Consider the following 20,900-nt stretch of genomic DNA (forward strand, 5'->3'; position numbering starts at 1 on the left):
CTAGGCGCGGCGCTTCCGTGCGACAACGACAATCAGCGCCGGCGCGCCGAGCGCCGCGGTGACCACGCCAACGGGCAGCTCACCGCGTGGCCACACCAGGCGCGCTAGCAAGTCGCACCAAACGAGCAGGGTCGCCCCGTAGATCCACGAGAGCGGCAGCAAGCGCCGGTAGCTCACCACGCCCAAACCGCGAACCAAGTGCGGCACAAGGAGACCCACAAAGGCGATCGGGCCGCACCACGCGACGCAAGCCGCGACACCGAGCGCTCCTCCACCCAGCGCGAGGGCACGCACGCGCGCGACGTTTACGCCCTGGGTGGCCGCTACCTCCTCGCCTGACACTAGCGACTGCAGGGGGCGCGCGAGCACCAACAGCACCAGGGACGAACACCCGCAGAATGGCACCAACCAGAGCACCGCTCGGTACCCAACCTGAGGCAGGCTACCGAGCGACCACTGGGCGGCCGCGAACAACGCGCGGCTGTCAGCGGTGTACTGTAACCCCGTGGACAACGCACTCGCGGCCAGCGTGACAGCGATCCCCGCGAGCAACACGTCACCCATCGACGCCCGTTGCCGAGCGGCAACGAGCAACACCAGGCCGCTCAGCCCGAGCCCACCGACGAAAGCCGCCAGCGCCACCGCCGGTAGCCCAAGCGCGCTGCCGCCACCAAGCACGAGCACCGCGAGCGCGCCAAGGGTCGCTCCGGCGAGCGTCCCGACAGTGCTCGGCGTGGCGAGCCCGTTACGAAACAGCGCCTGATAGACCGCACCGCTCAGGCCGAGCGTGCCCCCGACGATCGCCCCGACCAGCAACCGCGGAACCCGCAGCTGCCACAAGATGAAGTCGCCGCTCGGGACGTTCAGGCTGGGCCCGATGAACGGCACGACGCCCAGCAGCGCGAGGCACACCAGCGCGTGCAACAGCAAGGCAGAGCCCCTCGGTAGGCCGAGGCTCATCCCTCCCCCCCCGCTCGAACGTAAAAGTGCCGTACGGAATCATCGCGAAACTCAGCGTAGCGCGCACCGTAAAGCTCGCTGAGGCCGCTCGCGAGTCCGACATCGGCGTAGTTCGTCTCGAGCTCCAAGCGGCCCTCACGCAAGCCCACCACACGGATGTTCTCGGGCTCACCAACATGGGCCAGGAGGTTGATGTCGTGAGTCACGCAGAGCACGCCGGCGCCACCACGCCAAAGCTCACCCAGCAAGCGATAAGTCGCGATTTGATGCTGCGGATCCAGGTGGTTCGCGGGTTCATCGAAGAACAGCAACGGAGCTTCTTGAGCGACCACACAGCCGAGCAGCACCCGCTGCAGCTCCCCCCCGGAGAGCTCGTCAATCGCGCGTTCAGCGAGTTCCTCGGCGCCAACGCGACCCAAGGCGGCAGTCGCTGCGCGGGCAGCGACGGCGAACGGCTCACTCAGGCGATAGCGAGCTGCGGCAACGACCTCGAGCACCGGCAGTGGCTCGCTCGGCTCCCAGCGCTGAGGCAGCCACGCGAGGCTCGCGGCGCGCTGTTTGGGCGGCACCTGAGCCAGACTTTGCTCACCAAGCAGCACCCGTCCATTTCCCGGCGGATTAATTCCCAAACACAGCTTGATTAGGCTGGTCTTGCCGGAACCGTTGGGGCCGACCAGAGCGATGAAATCGCCTTGCGCAAAGCTGAGATCGACGTCCGAGAGGATCTGCCGGCCATTCAACTGGAGGGCGACGGCCTCAAGGCGCAGCTTGGCGGGGGCGCTCACTTGCCTCCGCTTGGCGTGGTGCTTGGAGGCGTGTTCGAGGCGGAAGGCGCACTCGGCTTCAACAGGCGGAGCTCGCGCGCGAGCTTCTGACGCAGCTCGAGGATGCTTGGTCCGTTGCCAAAGGCCTCAGGCGCCTCGAGCACGGCGACGCGCCCGTCCTTGACGGCTTTCAAGGGCTCAAGTTTTTTCCACACGGCAAGAATCGCCGGTTCCTCGCTGCGCTTCGCCTGCACCAAGACGATGATCACGTCGGGGTCGAGCTCAAGTAGCTGCGGAACGGTGAGCCTGGGCAAGCCCTCAACGTCTCGGTCGACCACGTTGCGGCCGCCAGCCGACGCGAGCGCCGCGCCGTGCAAGCTGTTCCGACGAATGAACCACACCTCGTCGATGTTCGGCTTCGCAGCGTACCCCAGCACCAGCAGCACCCTGGGTGCGTCCACCGGGGGCGGCTTGCTGAGTTCGTCCGTCATGCGCTGGGCGATCTCATTGGCCTTCGGAGAGTGACCCGTCGCCTCACCTAGCTTGCGAATGCTGCCAGTGATCTCCGGGAGCGTGAGCCAAGGCAGCTCCAAGGTTTGCCCGAGCTGCTTGAGCTGATCGCCCTTCGCGCTCTTGTTAGTTTCCGTAAGGATTAGTGTTGGTTGGAGCCGAGCGATCGCCTCGTAGTTGGGGGTGAGGGCGGTCCCCACGCGCGGCAATCGCCTGGCTTCGGGGGGACGCTCGCAATACTGACTGACCGCGACGACCTGTTCTCCGGCTCCAATCGCAAACAACGTCTCGGTGATGGCGGGAGCAAGCGAGACGAAGCGCGGGTCCTTCGACTTCGGCTCTGCCTGACGTTCGCAACCGGCCCCGGTAAGAACAGCGCCCAACAGCAATACTGGGAGCAGCAGCAACGCCGCCAAGGTCCCGAGCGGGTGTCGTCCGGCCTCCCCGCGCGAATGGGCGGTACCATCTGACACCCGGCTGGCCTTCGCAGCCCGGCGCAGGCAAGTTTCAGGGCTGCGCTGCATCGGCGGGCGAGCGAAGCACACGAACTCTGGCCTCGCAATGCCGAGTCTTGTCAGGAGGCGAAAGCGGGCGTGACGCCGCGTACCTCACGGCTTTCCGTGCTGAGGGCACAGCCCTACGGGCGTCGGGAGGCGGCCAGCTGTCCCAAGGAGAACGAAGCAAGCACGGCAAGTTGCTAGAGACAAAAAAACGAAAGGCAACCAGGTCACCCTGGTTGCCTCCGGGAAGCGTCGCTTGCCGATGGTGAGCACTTAAGCCCCCGCGCCGCGCTTGGCGGCTCATCAGCCCCACGCACACGCTTGCGGCGTGACGTGACATCTTCGACTCAATACAGGTTCTCTCGTCAGGCCCGCGCAGTTCGCGCCGGCAGGGCCTGAGTTGGGTGAGCAAGGAATTATCTTACTCAGCTTTGGCGGAGGCTTGTGTGATGCGCCCAGCGAGGCTGGTAGCTGAACTTCCGAACCGGCTATTGCCGCGCTTCCCTCACCCTACCCCATCCACCGGAGCACGAGTCTCCGTTGGGTGGAACAGTCCACCTCGAAGGTGGAGGCGAAGCAAACGGCCGGCTAATCCCTCGCGGGAGAAACCGACGAACCTCGGACGCTGGCTTTCCGCGCAGCCGCGCGTCCGCTGATCCATCGAGAGTGACGAACACGTCTCGATCGACCGAAGCGAAACCACGTAACCGCGAGCGACTGACCCTTCGCGTTCTGTCCTGAATGACGCCTTGGACGTTTCACTCGTTCGAGTGAACGATCCGACGCTTCATCTCGCTTGTTAGGCGAGCGAACCTTGCTCGATGATCGCAACGTCTGACATCGCTGCCGTGCGAAGCAATCGCGCCCATTGGGCGCGCACAGAAACTGTGCACCGTGGTTCGTGGCGAGAACTGGGAGAGCCGTGATCACGAAACCCCTTCCGCTGATGTACTCTGTCGCGCCTCGGACACCCGTCCTTCCTGCGTCTAGACAGGAGGAACCGGCTGACCTGCTGGGTGCGAGCCGATACTGACATCGCTGCCAATATCTCGGCACGGGCTCAAGAGCCCATGCAACCTCGTCACTGTTCGTTGGCTTTCGCCCCCGCCCAAGAACAACCTCAAAATCGCCTGTTTCCGCAAAGAAACCAGCGAATCTCAGCCGCTCCACCAACGAGGCTTCACCCGAGGAGCCAGGAGCAAGGCACCACTACTCCGGTTTAGAGAGTTGGACGCCCATGCTCCAGTACATCTAGTACCGTATCGAAATCCTAGGAACTCCCATTCCAAGGCCGACGCTAAAGCGCACTGTTCTGTGAACCTCAGCTTCGCACACCCGTTTGGCTTTCTCTTAGCTCGCGGTTCCTTACGTTCAACGGGAAGCGCGATCCTCGCTCAAGCCTAGACATGCCGTTGATCGCCCCCTGACCGTGCCCGAGAGCACGCGAGACAACGACCGACACCAGCACACCAGAGATGTGTCCGACCGATACTTGCAACCTGCATTTCAAAGACGAGCACCCAAGTTCGCCTCCAAGTCGCCGCAGACGGCACCAACGACGAGTCGCTGGATGAGCCTGTCGGCTGAGGCTCCGTTCACGCGGAACCCCTGCTTCCACACTGGCTACCCACCCCGCGAGTCCCCTTTTCGGAGACTCAGCGCCGTGCGGTAACGAGTGCTTGCTGACGCCTACTGTCACTGTGGACGAAGCCGACCAACGCTTTTCCGTCAGTCGTCCTCCCTCCCCCACAACCAAAACCGCGAGCGGCTCTAGCGAAGGAGCGGACCCCTCGATTGAAGAGAGGAACCACAGCCAAGGAACAGCGCGATCTACAGGTAACGTGAACCTGAAGACGCTGAACCTCGGCGTCTTGCAGTGAAGAACTCCGACGCCACCTTTTGAGTCCGTCGGCAGATTTCCTCAGCCAACACCGCCAAAGCGACGTTGACCGATGAGCTGGCCCCGGCAACACCCGAAGCGTCGAAACGACACTCCAACTCGCCTCCGGCTCTCTCTTACGGGAGAGCAGAAGCGTGAAAGGACACGCTCATCACTGCGTTTGCGACTTTTCAAATCCGAACTCGGGCACGACCTGGGACGTTCGACCACCGCCTAGGAGGAACTCTCGCGCCTCCCGTTGGCCAAACCTCAACGCGTTTGGTTGAAGCTCAGCGCTGCGGCCTTCTTGGGCAATCTCGCTCTCCAGAAGAAAGCCAGTCGAGCGACTCCGAAGAGTCTCTCCCGCCCTCGAAGGTCGGTGGAACCGAGTTAGCATTTTCCCTGCGAGAAAATGCGCCAACTCCGACTCCACTCGGAGATCCGTCTGTCGCTGGTCACCTGGGCTCGACGCTAGAAGACGCCGAACCCAAGCAGCTAGCCAAGGCCTCGCTTTGACCGACCCCTCGCGAAAGGAATCGACGCCCACACCGAGGTGTAAGCAGACAAATGACACGAAGCCGGGACCCCTTCGATCACCAGGGAACCGGTTCTCACCAGCCCGAGCCATGCCTGACGCGGCAGCCATGGCCTCGACGCCTTTTCGACCGACATTCGAGTGTGGTGTTGAACGCACCAGTCACCCTCCAGTCGGCTCGGACTCATCCGTGGATGACTCCGTAGCGCCCCTCGTAACCTCTACGATCGATACGTCCGCGGTGTTGATGTGCCGCGAACTTCCAGAACCGTTTATGCCGGAACGGTGCAATCAAATCAACAAGAAAACGGCGAGCAAAGACACTTTCCTAGTCCACAGGGTTGTCCACAGCTTATGTGCACCTTGTACATCCGGCGTCCCCAGCTCACGCACATCGCCACTCCTGGTCACACCTTTCCTAGTGAGAAAGCTCCTCCCACGATCTCCCATCGCCAGCGCCGAAGGCTGACCTTGCTCCCTCGAGATGCTCAAGAATTTTCGGCAATTTTCGATATTTCGCGGGCTTGGCGGAGCGGCAACGGTGCGACTTCGAGGCGGGTTGAGTTGGGCACCTAGCCGCGCAACGTCGGATTCCCGTGGGTGAATACGAGCGTGAATCGTGGCGAGCGGGAGAAACACCATTTGATTTATTCAATTGATTATATCCATTGAAGGTTCAAAAATTCCTCAACTGAGAGGCAGCCCTAAATTGCGATTGTTTGGGCGCCCACGCCGTGGCTCAGAAAGCGGCTAAGGGAATGCAGCAGGCATCCGTTCCTGAGCGTCATGAGCGTTCCCCTTGCCGCAGTGCGGTGCCCCTCCCTGGATACTCCAGTCCCCGAACGTGGCTCGGAGGCCAGCGGCGTTTGGTCCGCCGCAACCAAGGGACGGATCTTGGTAGTCGACGACGAGCCCGCGCTGGTGCGGGCGTTTCGCAGGAGCCTGGCCTTGCGGGGTTTCCTTGTGGATACCGCCCCTGGAGGGGAGCAAGCCATCGCTCAACTGAACCAGCACGAGTACGACGCGATCCTCAGCGACATCGCGATGCCCGGGATGGACGGCATTCAGCTACTGAGAGAAGTCCGCGAACACGACCTGGATGTGCCGGTCATCCTCGTCACGGGCGAGCCGGCGGTTAGCACCGCGGTCAAGGCCTTGGAGTATGGGGCCTTTCACTACCTCACCAAACCAGTCACCAACGACAACCTGGAGGAGGTCCTGGACAAGGCCGTGCGCCTGCATCGCATGGCCCGGGTGCGCCGGGAGGCGGCGGAGCTCGTCGGTGGAACCGCTGGTGCGGGAGACCGCGCCGGACTCGAGGCGAGTTTCGCGGGGGCGCTCGCGACCCTGTGGATGGCTTACCAGCCCATCGTGCGCACGAACGGCAAGCCGTACGGATACGAGGCACTGTTGCGTTGCAAGGAGCCAAGCCTGCCTCACCCTGGCGCCGTCATCGAAGCCGCGCTCAAGCTGGGTCGGGTGGATGAACTCAGTCGCACGATCCGCGCGCGCGCCGTTTCCGCCATGACGCCCGACTCGGGCCTCCTGTTCGTGAACCTACACACGACGGATCTGTTGGACTCCGAGCTCTATGAGCCCGATGCCCCGCTCTCGCGCATCGCGGATCGAGTCGTATTGGAGATCACCGAGCGATCGAGCCTGGACGAAGTGAAAGACGTCAAGCGTCGGGTCGCGGTGCTGCGCGAGATGGGCTTTCGCATCGCAGTAGACGATCTCGGAGCCGGCTACGCGGGTCTCACGAGCTTCGCCTTGCTGGAGCCGGACATCGTGAAGCTCGATATGTCGTTGATTCGCGACGTTCACCAGACGCCCACCAAGCAGAAGCTGATTCGCTCGATCGCTCAGCTGTGCGCGGACATGGGCATGCTGGTCGTCGGCGAGGGGGTGGAGACGCGGGAAGAGCGAGACGCGCTGGTCGACTTGGGCTGCGATCTGCTTCAGGGCTACTTCATAGCGAAGCCTGGCCCAGCCTTCCCGGAGCTGAACTGGTGACCCCGCCAGCTCGGCCCATCGACTCGGACCTCGCTCCTCGAACCGCAGGCGCGTCGAAGGAGACAATCCTCGAGCCGTTCTCCGACCTTCACCGGTACTGGGAAGAAGAGGACGAGACAACCAGCATCTCCTTCGTCAAAACCAGCGTGCAGTGCGCTGGGGAGCGCGACCGTGGTGTCCTGGTACGCCTCGACGCCGCGGCCGCTGGGCGTCCGCTAGCCGTCACGCAGGCAGCGTGCAAGCTTGGGCGCCACGCGAACGCGGACTACCGCGTCGACGACGATGGCATCAGTCGTTTCCACGCGAAACTATTCTCCGCTCACGGAGCCAACTGGATCGAAGATCTGGGCTCTCGCAATGGCACGTACGTGAACGGCGAACGCGTGAAGCTCAGGGCACTGGTGGATGGCGACACCATCCAGCTCGGCGCCCGCATCGCGTTTCGCTACTCGCAGGTCGATGCCGCCCAAGAGCGCGCGATGCACCAGCTCTACGAGTCGAGCATTCGCGATCCGCTGACCGGGGCCTACAACAAGAGCTACTTCGAAGAGCGTCTGGCGTCGGAGTTCTCATACGCGCGACGCCACCGTACCCACCTCTCACTCGTGTTGCTCGACGTGGATCATTTCAAGGTGGTCAACGATCGCTTTGGTCACCAAGTGGGTGACTTGGTGCTTCTGCGCCTGAGCGAGACCGTGCAGCGCATGCTCCGCTCCGAGGACGTCTTCTCGAGGTTTGGGGGGGAGGAGTTCCTGGTGCTGCTGCGAGGCATCGACCACCAGAACGCGGTCCAGGTTGCAGAACGCATTCGCGACGTGCTCGCGCAGCCGCCTGAGGACGGCGGAACGACCCCGAGTATCACCGTGAGCGCCGGCGTCGCGTCGCTGACGTGCGTGGACTCGGCGAGCGCGGGCGCGCTGATCGGCGCCGCGGACCGTCGGCTCTACCTCGCAAAGCGTCGCGGCAGAAACCAGGTCGTCGCCCGAGACTGAGCTCTCGCAGCCGAACAGCACGCGAATCACGCGCGGCTTTACTCGAGGCAGGACGGTTGGTATCTGCTGACTCGGTATGGAAGAGAAACGCCTGACCATCAGCGTCGAAACCCTCAAGGCCGAGCGTGACGAGCTCAAGGACTCGCTGAAGGAGATCGAAGCCGAGCAGCGGAAGCTGGAGACTCAGCTCAAGGCGTTGCGCCAGAAGGAGATCCGGGCCAAGCGCCAGGTCGAGGCGCTCAACACCCTGCTCGAGATCAACGACGAACCTGTCGAGGGCTGAACGTCAGCTCCGACCGTTCGTATCACCGAGCAACTCGGGGATGACGGTGCCAATGCGGCGACGCACGGTCTGCCGCACCAGACGCCAGAGAGAGTCGTCGTCATCCGCCTCACACAGGATCCCCAAGGGGATCTGGAAGCCCCCCTTGTCGGCTCGACCACCGCCGTAGGGTTGGCCGTTTGCGTCTTTGCCAAACGCTTCCTCGAGGAAGTGGGTGGGGTCGACGCTTGGGCTGTTGGTGCGCATGGACCCATCGATGCGGTTGCCCACCAAGCCGTAGACGATCACCGTATCGAGATCCTCTCGGCGCACGATGAAGTCCGCAGCGGTGGCAATCGCATCGCGGTTGCTCGGGGAGACACGCCCCACTCCAACCAGAGCAAAGTCTCGCACCACGTCCATATCGCCGAGCCCCCGGGCGAGCGCTTCCATGCTCTCCGCAGCGATCACCTTCTGCCCAATGCGTTGTAGAAGCTGCAGATCACAGTAGGGCTTGAGATAGGCGGCGGCGTGAAAATCTGCCGGCTCCGCCCGCGCGAAGTCGTCCGTATCCGTCCGGATACCGAAAAGCAGAGCGGTCGCCATATGGACCTGTTCGCGCTCACTACCTGTGAGCGGAGCGAGCCCAGCCTTGAGGTATTCGGCGTAGATGCTGCAAGTGGCACCGAAGCCGGTTCGCACGTCGACGAACTCGGCCTCCACGGGCTTGGTGGAGCGGTGGTGGTCCACCACGGTGAGCACCTTGAGCTCGTCGGGCAGTTTGATGCTGGACTCAGGGCTGGAGGTGTCCACTAGAGACAGATGCTTGTACGGCTCCAAATCCTTGGTGGTCGCCACCTGGATCATGTTCACGTTCAGGAGCTTCACCAGCGCTCGGTTCTCCGGGCGGCTCACTGGCATGACGTGGGCGATGGTCGCCGGGATCTCCAAGGCCTCGCAAATGTGCTGATGCGCGAGCGCACTCCCGATCGCATCAGGGTCCGGGTGCCCGCTGATCAGAATCAGCAATGGCTCTCCCCGGGCGGTCTCCAGCGTGCGCTGAAAGTCCAGGTGTTTCGCAGTCATGCACTGGGCAGCCTACACCCGTTTGGACGTCGGTTGGATTGCCAATCAGCGGCGTGGCGTGGCCAATCAGGACACAAAAGCGCAAACGTTGGGCCGGTCAGCCCTCGTCCGTCGCCCCACGACTGCGAAATGAGGGGTCAGCCACCGCGAGGTAGCCGTCGGTGAGCCTGGGTCCCGCCGGCCGCGCGCGTGCTCCGTCGGGACCGAAAGCGTGAATCACCTCGGCCAGCTGCTCCGAGCTTCGCGCCTCCGGGAGCGCGCGCGGCGCACCAGGCGCGCTGACGTATTCGAGGTGCAAGCTCTGAGTCGGGAAGGCAAAGCTCAGGTCCAGATCGTGCGCCAGACGCATGATCTCGAGGTAGACGTTGTGACGCTCGCGGAGCTCCGCTGTCCAAGTATCCACTCGGAAAAAGAAGTACACCATCACATCCAGGCTGCTCGCGCCAAACGCCGACATGTGGACTTCGTAGGTGTCCTTGCGGGTGTACTCGTTGGCCTGGATGATGGCGCGGATCCCCTCGACGAACGCCTGCATCTGTTCAGGACTGGTGTCGTAGGTGATCCCAAGCGTGAAGAAGCAGCGACGGTATTCGCGCATCCCCATGTTGTCGATCTTGGCTTCGGTGAACTTGGCGTTTGGGACCGTGATCACCGAGTTGTAGAAGGTGCGGATCCGGGTCGAGCGGAAGCCCACCTCCTCGACCGTTCCCTCCGCACCGTCGACGCGAATCCAGTCTCCGATTTGGAACGGGCGATCGATGAAGATCATCAAGCTACCGAAGAAGTTCGCGACGGTGTCCTTCGCAGCCAACGCGATCGCGACACCACCAACGCCGAGGGTCGCCAGCAGCGCGCCCACGTTGACGTTGAGGTTTTGCAGGATGACCAGCACCCCGGCGATCACCGTGAACACCTTGAGAGACTTACGGATCAGCGGGACGAGCTGATCGTCGAGCTTGGTGTCCGTGGCTTCTGCCTTCGCCGCCATGCGCTCCGAGAGCACATCGACCAGGCGATAGGCCGCCCAGACCACGGAGAAGATCATCAGCACCTGAACCGCAAGGCCCAGGAACGCCCCGAACCATAGCGGCAGGCTGAGCCACGGGTAGGTGACGCCAAGTAGCAACGCTGAGACGAACGTCGCCCCGGGGGACGCAAACACGCCGATCAGGTTCGACGCCCACTTCTGCCCCATGCGATCGACTAGCTGTCGAACACGGTTCTGCACCATGAACTCGATCAGCTTACGCACCACGAGGCCCACTACGAGCACCAGCAGCAACGCGAGGATTTGCCAGACTTTCAGGTCACCGACGCCAGCTTTCATCCAGTCGGGCAGCTGCGAGACCCAGGGGCCAGCCATGTTCTGGCGATAGATCTCCTCTAGGTTTTCGAGGCTGGTCGCGGTCCACACCCAGCGACCATCAGGTTGCCTCGCGACCTGTACCTTGGGGAAACGCGGACTGACGACCACCGGCGAGCTTGCGTCTGGATCGGTGGGTAAGGCGTCGAGATCGATGGTTGCCCGCCCACTGAAAACAGCGCGAATGCGTTCGACCAGCTCGACCTGAAGCGCATACGCGCGGCCACCCCCAAGGCAGCGCACTTGGTCCGCCTGCTCCGGAGCAAATACAGACTCCACCGCCAGGCGAGGCGTCTTGCACTTGTCCACCGCGATCTCGCGGGCCGCTTGAGCCTTCTCGCTGTCGTCCGCCCAAACCGGGCGCACGAAGGCAAAGAGCAGAAAGGCGGCGAGCAACGCTAGGAGTACTCGCGAGGTCGTTTGTGTCATGCCACACCTCGTGGAGTTGGGGACTTGGCGCCACAGCGCCAGCGGTCGGTCAGAGCTTGGTCTTGCCGAGCTTCAATATCGCGCGGAAATGCTCAGCGCTGACGGGGACGACGCTGAGCCTCGAGCGACGGATCAAGAGCAGGTCCGCGAAATTTGGGTCAGCCTTCAATGTGGTCAGGTTGACTGGCGCGGTGAACGGCTTCACCGGCTCGACATCGACCATGGACCAATCTCCGCCTTCAGCGGTGTGATCCGGATAAGCCTCTTTGACGATCTTCATCACACCCACCACGTCGCGCTCTTTTACCGAGTGGTAAAACAGGGCTAGATCTCCGACCTTCATGGCGCGCATGTTGTTGCGCGCCTCGAAGTTCCGCACACCATCCCAACTCCCGCGCTTTTCTCGCACGAGATCTGCGTAGGAGTAGGTCTCCGGTTCGCTCTTCATCAGCCAGTACTGCTTCGCCATCCGCGCTCCTCGGATCTCTGGGCGCGCAGCCGCTCACAGTCGAACGAGCACCGCGCCGAGACGCAACAGAGCGATACACGATTCGAGTTCTGCGCGTAACCCGGGAGGGCGCGGCGCTTCCCTCCCCCCCAAACGCACAGCGACAAACACCGGTGGCCGGCGGGGAGAAAGAGTGGTTCGATGAGCCGATGGACGCGCTCGAACTACTGCGGGACTACATCGCCATCCCGAGTGTGAACTCCATGGGGCGGGATGATCTCCCTGAGTCGATCACTGGGGAAGCGCGTTATGCCCAGCGCGTCGCTCAGGATTTTTCGCGGCTTGGGCTGGACCATCAGCTGATCGGAAGCGAGGGGCGCCTCAGCGTGTTCGCCGAAGCACGCTGCGCCGAGGCGACGGACACCGTGCTCATCGCATCCCATCTGGACACTGTGCCGGTCGACACCATGACCATCGACCCGTTCGATCCAGAAGTGAAAGCGGGCGTGGTGTATGGGCGCGGAGCCACCGACACCAAGGGTGGACTCGCCGCTGCGGTGGCTGCGCTCGCACAGGTCCTCTCGCGCGGGAAGCTGAAGCGCAACGTGATCTTGGCGGGTCAGGCCGACGAAGAAAGTGGGAGCATCGGGGCGTACGACATCATTCGGGCCCTGAGCGACAAGCGTCCACTGTGGGGTATCGCCACCGAGCCGACTGAGCTGCGAGTCGTGAACCAACACAAGGGCGTTGCGCGAGTCACCGTGACCGCTCAGGGTGTAGCAGCTCACAGCTCCGACCCGAGTCAGGGCGACAACGCCATCATTCACCTGTGTCACGGGCTGCTCAAGCTTCAGGCACTCGGAGGGAGCCTCGCAGAGCGCCGAGATCCAGTGCTGGGCCCGCCGACCCTCAGCGTAGGCGTGGTGCGTGGTGGTCACGCTCCGAACATCGTACCTGACCGGGCTACGGCGCTCGTCGATCGCCGGATGATCCCGGGGGAAACGCACGAGAGCTTGACCGCCGAGTTCGCGCAGGCGCTCGCAGGCTCACCCCTCACCTTCGACTGCCACGTCGAGAAACCGCCCCTCGGCGTTCCCCAGGATTCACCAGCCGTGGTGGCTTGCGGCGAGGCGCTGAGGGCGCTGGGGCTCGAGAGCGCCCCCACGCCCGTTGCCTTTGGCACGGACGCAGGGCTCTTCGATGAAGCGGGCATGCCATGCATCGTGTGGGGACCGGGATCCATCCTGCAGGCTCACACTAAGGACGAATACCTGAAGCTCGAACAGCTGGAGGCGGCGACGCGCTTCTTTGTCAGGCTGTTCGGCGGCTAAATAGCCACGACTTCAGAGCGCGCTGGGCGTGCCGCCCATGGGGCACTCCATGAGCGCTGACACATCCACCGCGGGCCCGGGAGTGGCCTGCCGCGCTGTAAACGCGATACCGACGCTCATCGAGTCGCAGTCCGCGTTTGGATTCACCTCACCCGTCGACATCACGTCCATGTTGACGCGCAAGTAGTCGATCAGCAGGTTCGCGTCGGCCGCTGCGACCTTACCCGTTCCGTCGGGCAAGTCGCCTCCTTCGCAGAAGCCGATCTGGTTGAACGCAGTGAGCATGTCTCCCTGACGCACGCGACCTGCGAGCAAACCGTCGTACGCGGTCCACAGCCCGTCGTTGCCCAGCTCGGGCCGCGCCACGAAGATCCCCTTGTAGAACTTGAGGGGGAAACCAGCGGCGTTGGCGTTGTCGCCGATGAAGCGCATCTCAGCGCCATCCGGCAAATCGCCCACCAAGTAGCCGTCCCGCACGTAGGCGTCGGGATCGGCCAAGGTGGAGTTCGGCAAGTCGCTACCCGTGGCGGTGCCTTGAAGCATCGCCTTGTCCACCTTCCACGGAAAGCTTGCAAGCCAGGGCGCACGCTGGTCCCAGCCCTGCTCCGGACACTCCCAGCTCTGATCGCGATCCACGCCCGGCGACATGTAAAAATCCAGGCGGATATTATCGTCGTTGGGTTGACCGTTGTAGCCCGTGACTTTGATCAGGATGGTGAAGCTGCCCCGGTGGAGCTCACAGTTGAAGGAGTCCTCGCTGATCCCGAACGGCTCGCCGAGCGTGGGCTGATCCGCCGCGACCGGCTCGAGGCGGGCAAACATATTGTCGCGACAGCCGATGCCGTCCGGGGGAACGCCAATTCCCGCGCGGCAGCTCACGACGTTCTTCTCCCCGGCGGGACAATCGGGCGAGTTCGTGCAGACCCCGTCGAGGTCGAGACCGAAATACTGCCAAGGCTCGGCCCCGCTCGGATAGTCCCCTGGCGCGGTCTGCCCGAGCCAGAGGTGATCGATGGCTAAGTAGAACGTTGGCAAGTCGTTCCCCCCGCTGCTGGCGGGTCGGTCATTCACACTGGGCGCCCGATGGTCCGCGCAGCCTTCTGCTGTCTCCGTTGACCACCAGCACTTGCCGGCAACGCAGTCCGAACCGCCAGAGGTGCCTCCAACGCCACCGCTACCGGCGTTGCCACCACTCCCACCCGACGCCGCAATGCCGCCGTCATAGCGAGGATCCGGGTCGAGCAACTTCTCGTTGTAAATGTTGCACGCGCCGGACGACGCGAGTCCCAGCCCGACGAGTAAGAAGAAGCCAACTGACCACCGAGTAGCCACGAACGCGGAGTGTAGTCGCGGTCGCACGTCCGACTCCACTGACGGCGCCGACTGCGCGACACAGTTCCGAAACCAGGATGACAATTCCACTGTGACTGAAAAAGCGCGCCCGGGGGGCGGCAGAAGCGCCTGGTGGGCTGGAGGTGAGCGGCGACTCTCGACAACTGAAGGCGAGTTCCAGCGGCGCCCTCAGAGGGGCTGATGCGCCTCGCAAAGACCAGGGGATGTACTAGGCTCCGCCGCCCATGACCGCAGGACAGGACGCGAACACCGCCGAAGAGAGCCCTCCGAAGGACGCCGCTCTGGCGGACGACTTGGGTGACATCAACTGGAGTGACGCGCCTTACATCATTGGTAGCGGCATGTGCATGGGCACCGCGGACGTGGTGCCTGGTGTTTCCGGCGGCACCATGGCTGTTGCCCTGGGGATCTATCAGAGGCTGCTGGCAGCGATCACTTCGGTCAACGTCGACGCGGTGAAGGCGCTGCTCAAGTTTGACATCAAGCGCGTGATGTCCCTGCTGCACTGGCGCTTCATGGCCTGCCTTGGCATGGGTATCGCGCTGGCGTTCGCGATCATGATCAAGATCGTGAAGCTGCCGCACCTGCTCGAGACGCACCCGAAGCAGGTCTACGCCATCTTCTTCGGCCTGGTGCTCGCCAGCGCGATGATCCTTGGCAAACGCCTGCCTCACTGGTCCGCGCCACGTATCGTCTCGTTCGTGGTCGGGATGGGCGTTGGCTGGGGGGTGGTGAACCTGGTCCCGGTCGAGACTCCAGAGAACCCCGCGTTCATCTTTCTGTGCGGATTCGTTGCGATCAGCGCGATGTTGCTGCCCGGCATCAGCGGCTCGTTCATCCTGCTGATCTTGGGCAAGTACGCCTACATCTTCGGCAACCTGACGAAGCCGGGAGTGGTGCTGCCCTTCGCGCTCGGCTGCGGCGCCGGCCTGGTTGTCTTCTCCCGCTTCCTCAAGTGGTTGCTCCACCGCTGGCACGACACCGTAGTGGCGGGCCTGGTGGGGCTCTTGATCGGCAGCTTGTGGCGCATCTGGCCCTACCAGCACGAGAAGACGATCATTGTGCGCGAGAAGCCGCGGGTGATCGAGTCGCACCCCTACCTCCCCGACCACCTCGAGGTCGGAGTGATCGCGCTCTTCGTGGTGGGCCTGATCCTCGTGTTCGCGGTGGAGTACCTGGCGTCGCGGCGCGAAGCCCGCAAAGCCTGACGTTCACGAGCAGCGGCACCTCAGTTGTCTTCGCTAGCGCGTGCAAAGCACGCGCGGCGCTCGCTATGCTGCCCCCATGGTTGCGACCCAGGAGGGACTCAGCAAGCTACTCGAGCGCGCCGCGACGTTCTCGGGTCCGGTCGTCTTCCTCACCGGCGCCGGGATTTCTCAGGAGAGCGGCATTCCTACCTTCCGGGGTGCCGAGGGTTACTGGCGTGTCGGCTCCAAGAACTACCACCCGATGGAGCTCGCGACCTTCGCCGCGTACTCAGAGCTGAGAGAGGAGATCTGGGGCTGGTACTTGTATCGACGCGCGGTGTGCGCTCACGCCGAGCCGAACCTCGCACACCGTGCGATCGCGGCGCTCGAGCAGCATCTAGGCGACGGCTTATTACTGATCACCCAAAACGTCGATGGGCTCCACCTACGCGCTGGGAGCAGTCGGGCGCGGACCTTCGAGATCCACGGCGACATCAACCGCATGCGCTGCGAGGCCGCGTGCAGCGACGAGACCTTCGAGATCTCATCCCGGCTGATTCGAGATCCGGCGCTGGAGAAGCAGGCCGAGAGCTACGCACCGAGCGGCGAGGAGCTCCAGCTGCTGCGCTGCCCACGCTGCGGCGGTAACGCGCGCCCGCACGTGTTGTGGTTCGACGAGTACTACAACGAGGAGCACTTTCGCTTCGAGTCATCGATGCGCGCCGCCGCAAGCGCGCGCCTGCTGGTTGTGATTGGCACTACCGGTGCGACCAACCTGCCCATTCAGATCGGCCGGCTGGTGGCGGCACGGGGCGCTCCGCTCTTGGTGTTGAACCCGGAGCCCAACCCTTTTAGCGACTTCGCCGAACAGTGCGAGGGCGTGTTTCTCCAGGGCACCGCCGGTGCTTTGGTTCCTGATGTGTGCACGGCAATCGCCGAGTCTCTGGGAGGACGAAGATGAACCCCATGCGAGCAGCTCTGGTCGGTATCTATCGCGGGATCGTGCTCAAGCGCAAACTGCGCGGACCCGCCTTCCCCAGCTGGAGCCCTGAGTTCGAGACGCTGGCGACTCTGATGCACAACTACAGCAAAGTGAGCACCTTGCTTCCACTCGCGGTGCAGCGTCAGGCGGCGACCAGTCTGCTTCGGCCGACCAAGGCTACCTCGGCGACCCAATACGAGCCGGAGCGGGTCGGTAGCATTCGTTGTGAATGGTTCCGCAAGGCAACATCTTCCAGAGACCGCGTGTTCCTGTACCTGCACGGGGGCGGCTACAGCATCGGGTCCATCGACACCCACCGGGACCTGGTCGCGCGTATCGTCGCGGCGAGCGGGATGCAGGCGTTCGTCCCCGACTACCGGCTCGCCCCCGAGCACCGCTTCCCAGCCCAGCTCGAGGACGCCCTCGAGTGCTACCGTTGGCTGCTGAAGCAAGGCTTCATGGGCTCGCAAATCGTGGTGGGCGGAGACTCTGCCGGCGGCGGCCTGACGCTGTCATTGCTCCTGGCGCTGCGCGACGCCGGCGACCCCCTCCCCGCAGCAGCCGTGGTGCTGTCACCGTGGGCCGATCTCGAGGCAACTGGAGGCAGCATGCGGAGCAACGCACCGTACGACTACGTGGGCCGCGCGACACTGCTCACCTACGCGAGTCGCTTCGTCACGGCCAAGGATCGCAAGAACCCCCTCGCCGCCCCACTCTACGGTGACTACCGCGGCCTGCCGCCGATTCTGATTCAGGTAGGCGCCGTGGAGACACTGCTAGATGACGCGATCCGCGTCACCAGCCGCGCGCGACGCGCCGGCGTCGACGTGCGCTTGGAGATCGAACCCGAGATGATCCATGTCTGGCAGGCGTTCGGGAACCTGAGCAGCAACGCCGAGCACGCCGTGGCCCGCATTGGCGAGTACGCACGACAAGCCGTTGGCCTAGGCCCAGCCGAGACGAAAGCTGCGGCGACATATGGCTGAAGTTCATTTCCGCATGGATGGAAGAACAGCCATCCTCACGCTCGACAACGCACCCCTGAACCCTCTCGCGGAGGAGCTCGTCAGTCAGCTCTGGGCTGCGGTCGATCGTGTGGCGGCCGAGCCGGAAGTAACGAGCGCGGTATTGATCGGCGCTCGCGACACCTTCGTAGCTGGAGCGGATATTCGCCGGCTGCAGCGCTTGGCAAAGGGTGAGCCTGTGCAAGGCGACGAGGCCCGCTCCCTCAGCGCGCTGATCTCCCGCCTCGAGAGCAGCGAAAAGCCGTTCGTCGCAGCCATCGATGGCTTCGCCCTCGGGGGTGGACTCGAGCTCGCCATGGGGTGCCATGGGCGCATCGCCAGCGAAGGCGCGAAGCTCGGCCTGCCCGAGCTGAACCTCGGCTTGATCCCTGGAGCCGGAGGCACGCAGCGGTTACCCCGCCTGATCGGGCTCTCTCAAGCGCTCGACTGCATGCTCAGCTCGAAGCAACTCTCCGCCGTAGAAGCCTTGGAGCTAGGACTGGTCTCTGAGGTTGTCCCACGCTCGGCGCTGCTCGAGCGAGCGCTCGCCCTAGCGACTGCGCTCACCGGCTCCCCCCTCCAGAGGAGCAGCGAGCGGGAAGACAAACTGCCAAAACTGGATGAAGCGCTAAGGACTCTGGAATCCGCGAGGCAACAACACTCCAAGCGCTTCCGCAACGTTGAGTATCCGGAACTGTGCCTGGAAGCCGTAATGCGCGGGCTCGAGGAGGGCGCGCCAGCTGGCCTGCTTCACGAACGTGAGTGCTTCCGCCAGTGTCTGGAGCGAGAGGCTGCCCAGAGTTTGATCCATTTGTTCTTCGCCGAACGCAGCGCGAGCAAAGTCGCTGGGATCACCGACCAAGGCTTTGCGCGCCGAGAGTTCAGGCGCCTTGGGGTGATCGGTGGCGGGACGATGGGCTCCGGCATCGCCACGGCTGCACTCCAGCGCGGCTTGACGGTGGTGCTGACGGAGCAGAACGAGGCTGCAGCGGATGCGGCGAAAGCGCGGGTAGCGGGCTTTCTCGAGCACGCGAAGAAGCGCGGGCGACTCAGCGAAACCGGCTTCGCTCAGGCCATGGCGCGGCTCTCGTGCAGCGCGGAGCTCGCCGGAGTCAGCGACTGCGACGTGGTGATCGAAGCGGCCACGGAGGACCTGGAGCTGAAGCGGGGCCTATTCGCCCGGCTCCTCGATCTTTGCCCCGCGGATACGATCCTGGCGACCAACACCTCCACGTTGCCTCTGGAGCGAATCGCCCAGAACCTCGAACAAGGCCATCGCATCCTCGGGGCGCACTTCTTCAGTCCGGCACACGTGATGCGGCTGGTAGAGGTGGTGCGCACTCCCGCGTCAGAACCTGAACAGGTCAACGCGTTGATCGGACTGGTGAAGCTCCTCAAGAAGACACCCGTGGTGGTGGGCAGCTCCGTTGGCTTCCTGGTCAATCGAGTGATGATGCCCTACGGACAGGCAGCAGGACTGCTCATCGACCGCGGGGTCGACCCGTATCGCCTGGACCGAGTGATGACCGACTTCGGCATGCCCATGGGCCCTTGCCGAGTGAGCGACCTCGCCGGAGTGGACGTAGGGGTCTACGCAGGCTCGATCCTGGATGCTGCCTATCCGGATCGGGCCTATCGCTCCCCGTTGCGCAAGCGCTTGGTAGAGGCGGGACGCCTCGGCGAGAAGCGGGGGCTTGGACACTACCGCTACGTTGCAGGTCAGGCCGAGGAGGATCCCGAGCTGATACGCTTCGTCGAGCGTTGCCGCGAGGAACTAGGATCTCCGTCAGCGCTGGAGTTCACTGACTCGGACATCGTCGAGTGCTTGCTGTTCTTGGTCGTGAACGAGGCGTGTCGGGTGCTCGAAGAGGGCCACGCGGAGCGCCCGAGCGACGTGGATCTGGCGCTGCAGCTCGGGATGGGATTTCCAGGGTATCGCGGGGGACCCATGGCTTGGGCCGATCGCCGAGGGAGCGACTACGTCGCCGAGCGCCTCGCGGAGTGGCACTCTCAGACCGGCCTTGGAATCTTCAAACCCAGCGCACGGCTCGCACGTTTGGCAAGTGCCCGCGCGTCTCTGCTTGCAGACTAGCCAGCACGACGTTCATTCGAAGACGATCACCGCCTCGAAGCGCAGCCCGCTCTCCAGCTCGAAGTAGCCGGACCCCACGCGCTTGCCGTTGCGAGGAGGCGGCTCGAATCCGAGGCTGCGCGTGGCGGTCGGTTCGTCAGTGTCGGGTGTTGGCTCGGTTTGCTTCAGCTCGACGCGCACCCTGACTTTTTGGGTGCCGCTCAGGTCCTGGCCCGGGTCATCTTTCAGCGCAAACTGGCCCTTGCTGAGGAAGCGCAACGTGCGCTCGATCAACGCCTTGAGCCGGGCGTCAGGACTCTCGGCATACTCTACTCGCTCAATCTTCCCCGCGGAATCCAGATGCAAGGTGAAGCGGATCTCGCCCAGCTCACCCACGGCGTGCTTCAAGATCTTCGCATCACCAACCGCCGCTCGCGGCAAGACCCGGGTGAATGCCATTGGCAGAGGGCGCACCCCCACGGGTAGCCCGGCGGCGCCCATGCTCCCCGTGCCGCTCTTGTCGTTACCCTCGCCACCACGCTCTCCCTCAGCGCCCTCGGCGCGGCGCTCTCCTTCACTGCGTTCTCTGTCAGTACTGCGTTCTCCGTCCGTGCTGCGTTCTCCCTCTGAACGGCGCTCTCCGTCGCTAGCGTGCTCCGCCTCGGGTTTCGGCTTCAAGGGCTTGAGGGTTCTCTCAGCGGGTTGCTTCGGACGCTCCGCATGTTTCCTCATGGATTTGCGGTGTGCCCGACGGCGACGCTGTTCGCGCTTGCGCTGGGCCTCCGTTTTCGCTCGCGCAGTCTTGGCGCGCTCCGCCTCGGCTTTCGCGGCGGCTTCTTCGGTGGTGATCGAGGGGCTCTCCCCGGCTTCCGCTGGCGCGGCTTCGGCGGCTAGCAAGCCGGAAGCCTCCGTCGCTTGTGTTGCCTCTTGGGGCTGCGCTGGTGCGCCCTCACCCCCACCCGCGGCAGCGTTGGCCAAGGGCTCTCCGGCCATCGCGACTTCGAAGGTCTCGCCCGACCAGGCGTCGTAGGGAGCCTTTGCTTCCGCGCGGGGCAAGAACGAGATCAACACGAGTGGCACTGCCAGCAGCCCGTGCACCAGCAAGGAACCGGCGAGGGGCACGATCGACTTCAGCCAGCCAGGCGTGCTGTCTTGGGAAGCAATCGAGCGCGGCACGGGGAACTGGGACAGCCAGTCACCGCCGTTAGTTCCCCGCATCTCGAGACCCATA

16 protein-coding genes are annotated in these 20,900 nt (G+C 63.8%); 8 read left to right on the plus strand and 8 right to left on the minus strand.

The window, feature by feature from the left end; genetic code table 11:
• The 3 genes from H6718_04515 to H6718_04525 are packed head-to-tail and all read right to left on the minus strand — an operon-like array spanning position 1 to position 2,758.
• Complete coding sequence (locus tag H6718_04515; protein MCB9584633.1) at positions 1–960, minus strand: iron ABC transporter permease; 960 nt, start codon at positions 958–960, stop codon at positions 1–3.
• Complete coding sequence (locus H6718_04520; GenBank protein MCB9584634.1) at positions 957–1,745, minus strand: ABC transporter ATP-binding protein; 789 nt, start codon at positions 1,743–1,745, stop codon at positions 957–959. The genes H6718_04515 and H6718_04520 overlap by 4 nt, the downstream gene beginning before the upstream one ends.
• Entirely contained in the window at positions 1,742–2,758 is a 1,017-nt protein-coding gene (locus H6718_04525; protein ID MCB9584635.1) for an ABC transporter substrate-binding protein, read from the minus strand. The genes H6718_04520 and H6718_04525 overlap by 4 nt, the downstream gene beginning before the upstream one ends.
• 3,176 nt (positions 2,759–5,934) lie before the next feature.
• On the opposite strand from H6718_04525, the gene H6718_04530 reads away from it, so the two are divergent.
• From H6718_04530 to H6718_04540, 3 genes are all read left to right on the plus strand, one after another.
• Complete coding sequence (locus H6718_04530; GenBank protein MCB9584636.1) at positions 5,935–7,161, plus strand: EAL domain-containing protein; 1,227 nt, start codon at positions 5,935–5,937, stop codon at positions 7,159–7,161.
• Positions 7,158–8,153 (plus strand): GGDEF domain-containing protein, encoded by a 996-nt coding sequence (locus H6718_04535; GenBank protein ID MCB9584637.1) that lies wholly within the window; start codon positions 7,158–7,160, stop codon positions 8,151–8,153. The genes H6718_04530 and H6718_04535 overlap by 4 nt, the downstream gene beginning before the upstream one ends.
• A 76-nt stretch (positions 8,154–8,229) precedes the next feature.
• Entirely contained in the window at positions 8,230–8,436 is a 207-nt protein-coding gene (locus H6718_04540; GenBank protein ID MCB9584638.1) for a hypothetical protein, read from the plus strand.
• Between the two features lie 3 nt (positions 8,437–8,439).
• Here the strand turns inward: H6718_04540 and H6718_04545 are convergent, their stop codons facing one another.
• From H6718_04545 to H6718_04555, 3 genes are all read right to left on the minus strand, one after another.
• Positions 8,440–9,501, minus strand: a complete 1,062-nt coding sequence (locus H6718_04545) for a bifunctional oligoribonuclease/PAP phosphatase NrnA (GenBank protein MCB9584639.1) — start codon at positions 9,499–9,501, stop codon at positions 8,440–8,442.
• A gap of 97 nt (positions 9,502–9,598) precedes the next feature.
• The gene (locus tag H6718_04550; GenBank protein ID MCB9584640.1) at positions 9,599–11,293 is read right to left on the minus strand and encodes a mechanosensitive ion channel family protein; all 1,695 of its coding nucleotides are present in this window, start codon (positions 11,291–11,293) and stop codon (positions 9,599–9,601) included.
• A 49-nt stretch (positions 11,294–11,342) separates the two neighbouring features.
• A complete protein-coding gene (locus H6718_04555; protein MCB9584641.1) occupies positions 11,343–11,762 on the minus strand; it encodes an EVE domain-containing protein in 420 nt (139 codons plus the stop codon).
• A 188-nt stretch (positions 11,763–11,950) separates the two neighbouring features.
• Here H6718_04555 and H6718_04560 point away from each other — a divergent pair, with 188 nt between their 5' ends.
• Positions 11,951–13,072 carry a M20/M25/M40 family metallo-hydrolase gene (locus tag H6718_04560; protein ID MCB9584642.1) on the plus strand — a complete coding sequence of 374 codons (1,122 nt, stop codon included), beginning with the start codon at positions 11,951–11,953 and terminating at the stop codon, positions 13,070–13,072.
• A gap of 12 nt (positions 13,073–13,084) precedes the next feature.
• Here the strand turns inward: H6718_04560 and H6718_04565 are convergent, their stop codons facing one another.
• Positions 13,085–14,404 carry a hypothetical protein gene (locus H6718_04565; protein MCB9584643.1) on the minus strand — a complete coding sequence of 440 codons (1,320 nt, stop codon included), beginning with the start codon at positions 14,402–14,404 and terminating at the stop codon, positions 13,085–13,087.
• A 245-nt stretch (positions 14,405–14,649) separates the two neighbouring features.
• Between H6718_04565 and H6718_04570 the strand changes: the two genes are divergently transcribed.
• The 4 genes from H6718_04570 to H6718_04585 all read left to right on the plus strand — a co-directional run bounded on the left by H6718_04570 (position 14,650) and on the right by H6718_04585 (position 19,690).
• Complete coding sequence (locus H6718_04570; protein ID MCB9584644.1) at positions 14,650–15,633, plus strand: DUF368 domain-containing protein; 984 nt, start codon at positions 14,650–14,652, stop codon at positions 15,631–15,633.
• A 76-nt stretch (positions 15,634–15,709) separates the two neighbouring features.
• Positions 15,710–16,573 carry an RNA polymerase subunit sigma gene (locus H6718_04575; protein MCB9584645.1) on the plus strand — a complete coding sequence of 288 codons (864 nt, stop codon included), beginning with the start codon at positions 15,710–15,712 and terminating at the stop codon, positions 16,571–16,573.
• Positions 16,570–17,580, plus strand: a complete 1,011-nt coding sequence (locus tag H6718_04580; protein ID MCB9584646.1) for an alpha/beta hydrolase — start codon at positions 16,570–16,572, stop codon at positions 17,578–17,580. Before H6718_04575 ends, H6718_04580 begins: the two co-directional genes overlap by 4 nt.
• The gene (locus tag H6718_04585) at positions 17,573–19,690 is read left to right on the plus strand and encodes an enoyl-CoA hydratase/isomerase family protein (GenBank protein ID MCB9584647.1); all 2,118 of its coding nucleotides are present in this window, start codon (positions 17,573–17,575) and stop codon (positions 19,688–19,690) included. The genes H6718_04580 and H6718_04585 overlap by 8 nt, the downstream gene beginning before the upstream one ends.
• 12 nt (positions 19,691–19,702) lie before the next feature.
• Here the strand turns inward: H6718_04585 and H6718_04590 are convergent, their stop codons facing one another.
• Positions 19,703–20,887: a hypothetical protein gene (locus H6718_04590; protein MCB9584648.1), complete on the minus strand. Its 1,185-nt coding sequence runs from the start codon at positions 20,885–20,887 to the stop codon at positions 19,703–19,705.
• Positions 20,888–20,900 lie beyond the last annotated feature (13 nt).

It is taken from the genome of Polyangiaceae bacterium (assembly GCA_020633205.1).
Classification (GTDB): domain Bacteria; phylum Myxococcota_A; class Polyangia; order Polyangiales; family Polyangiaceae; genus JAHBVY01.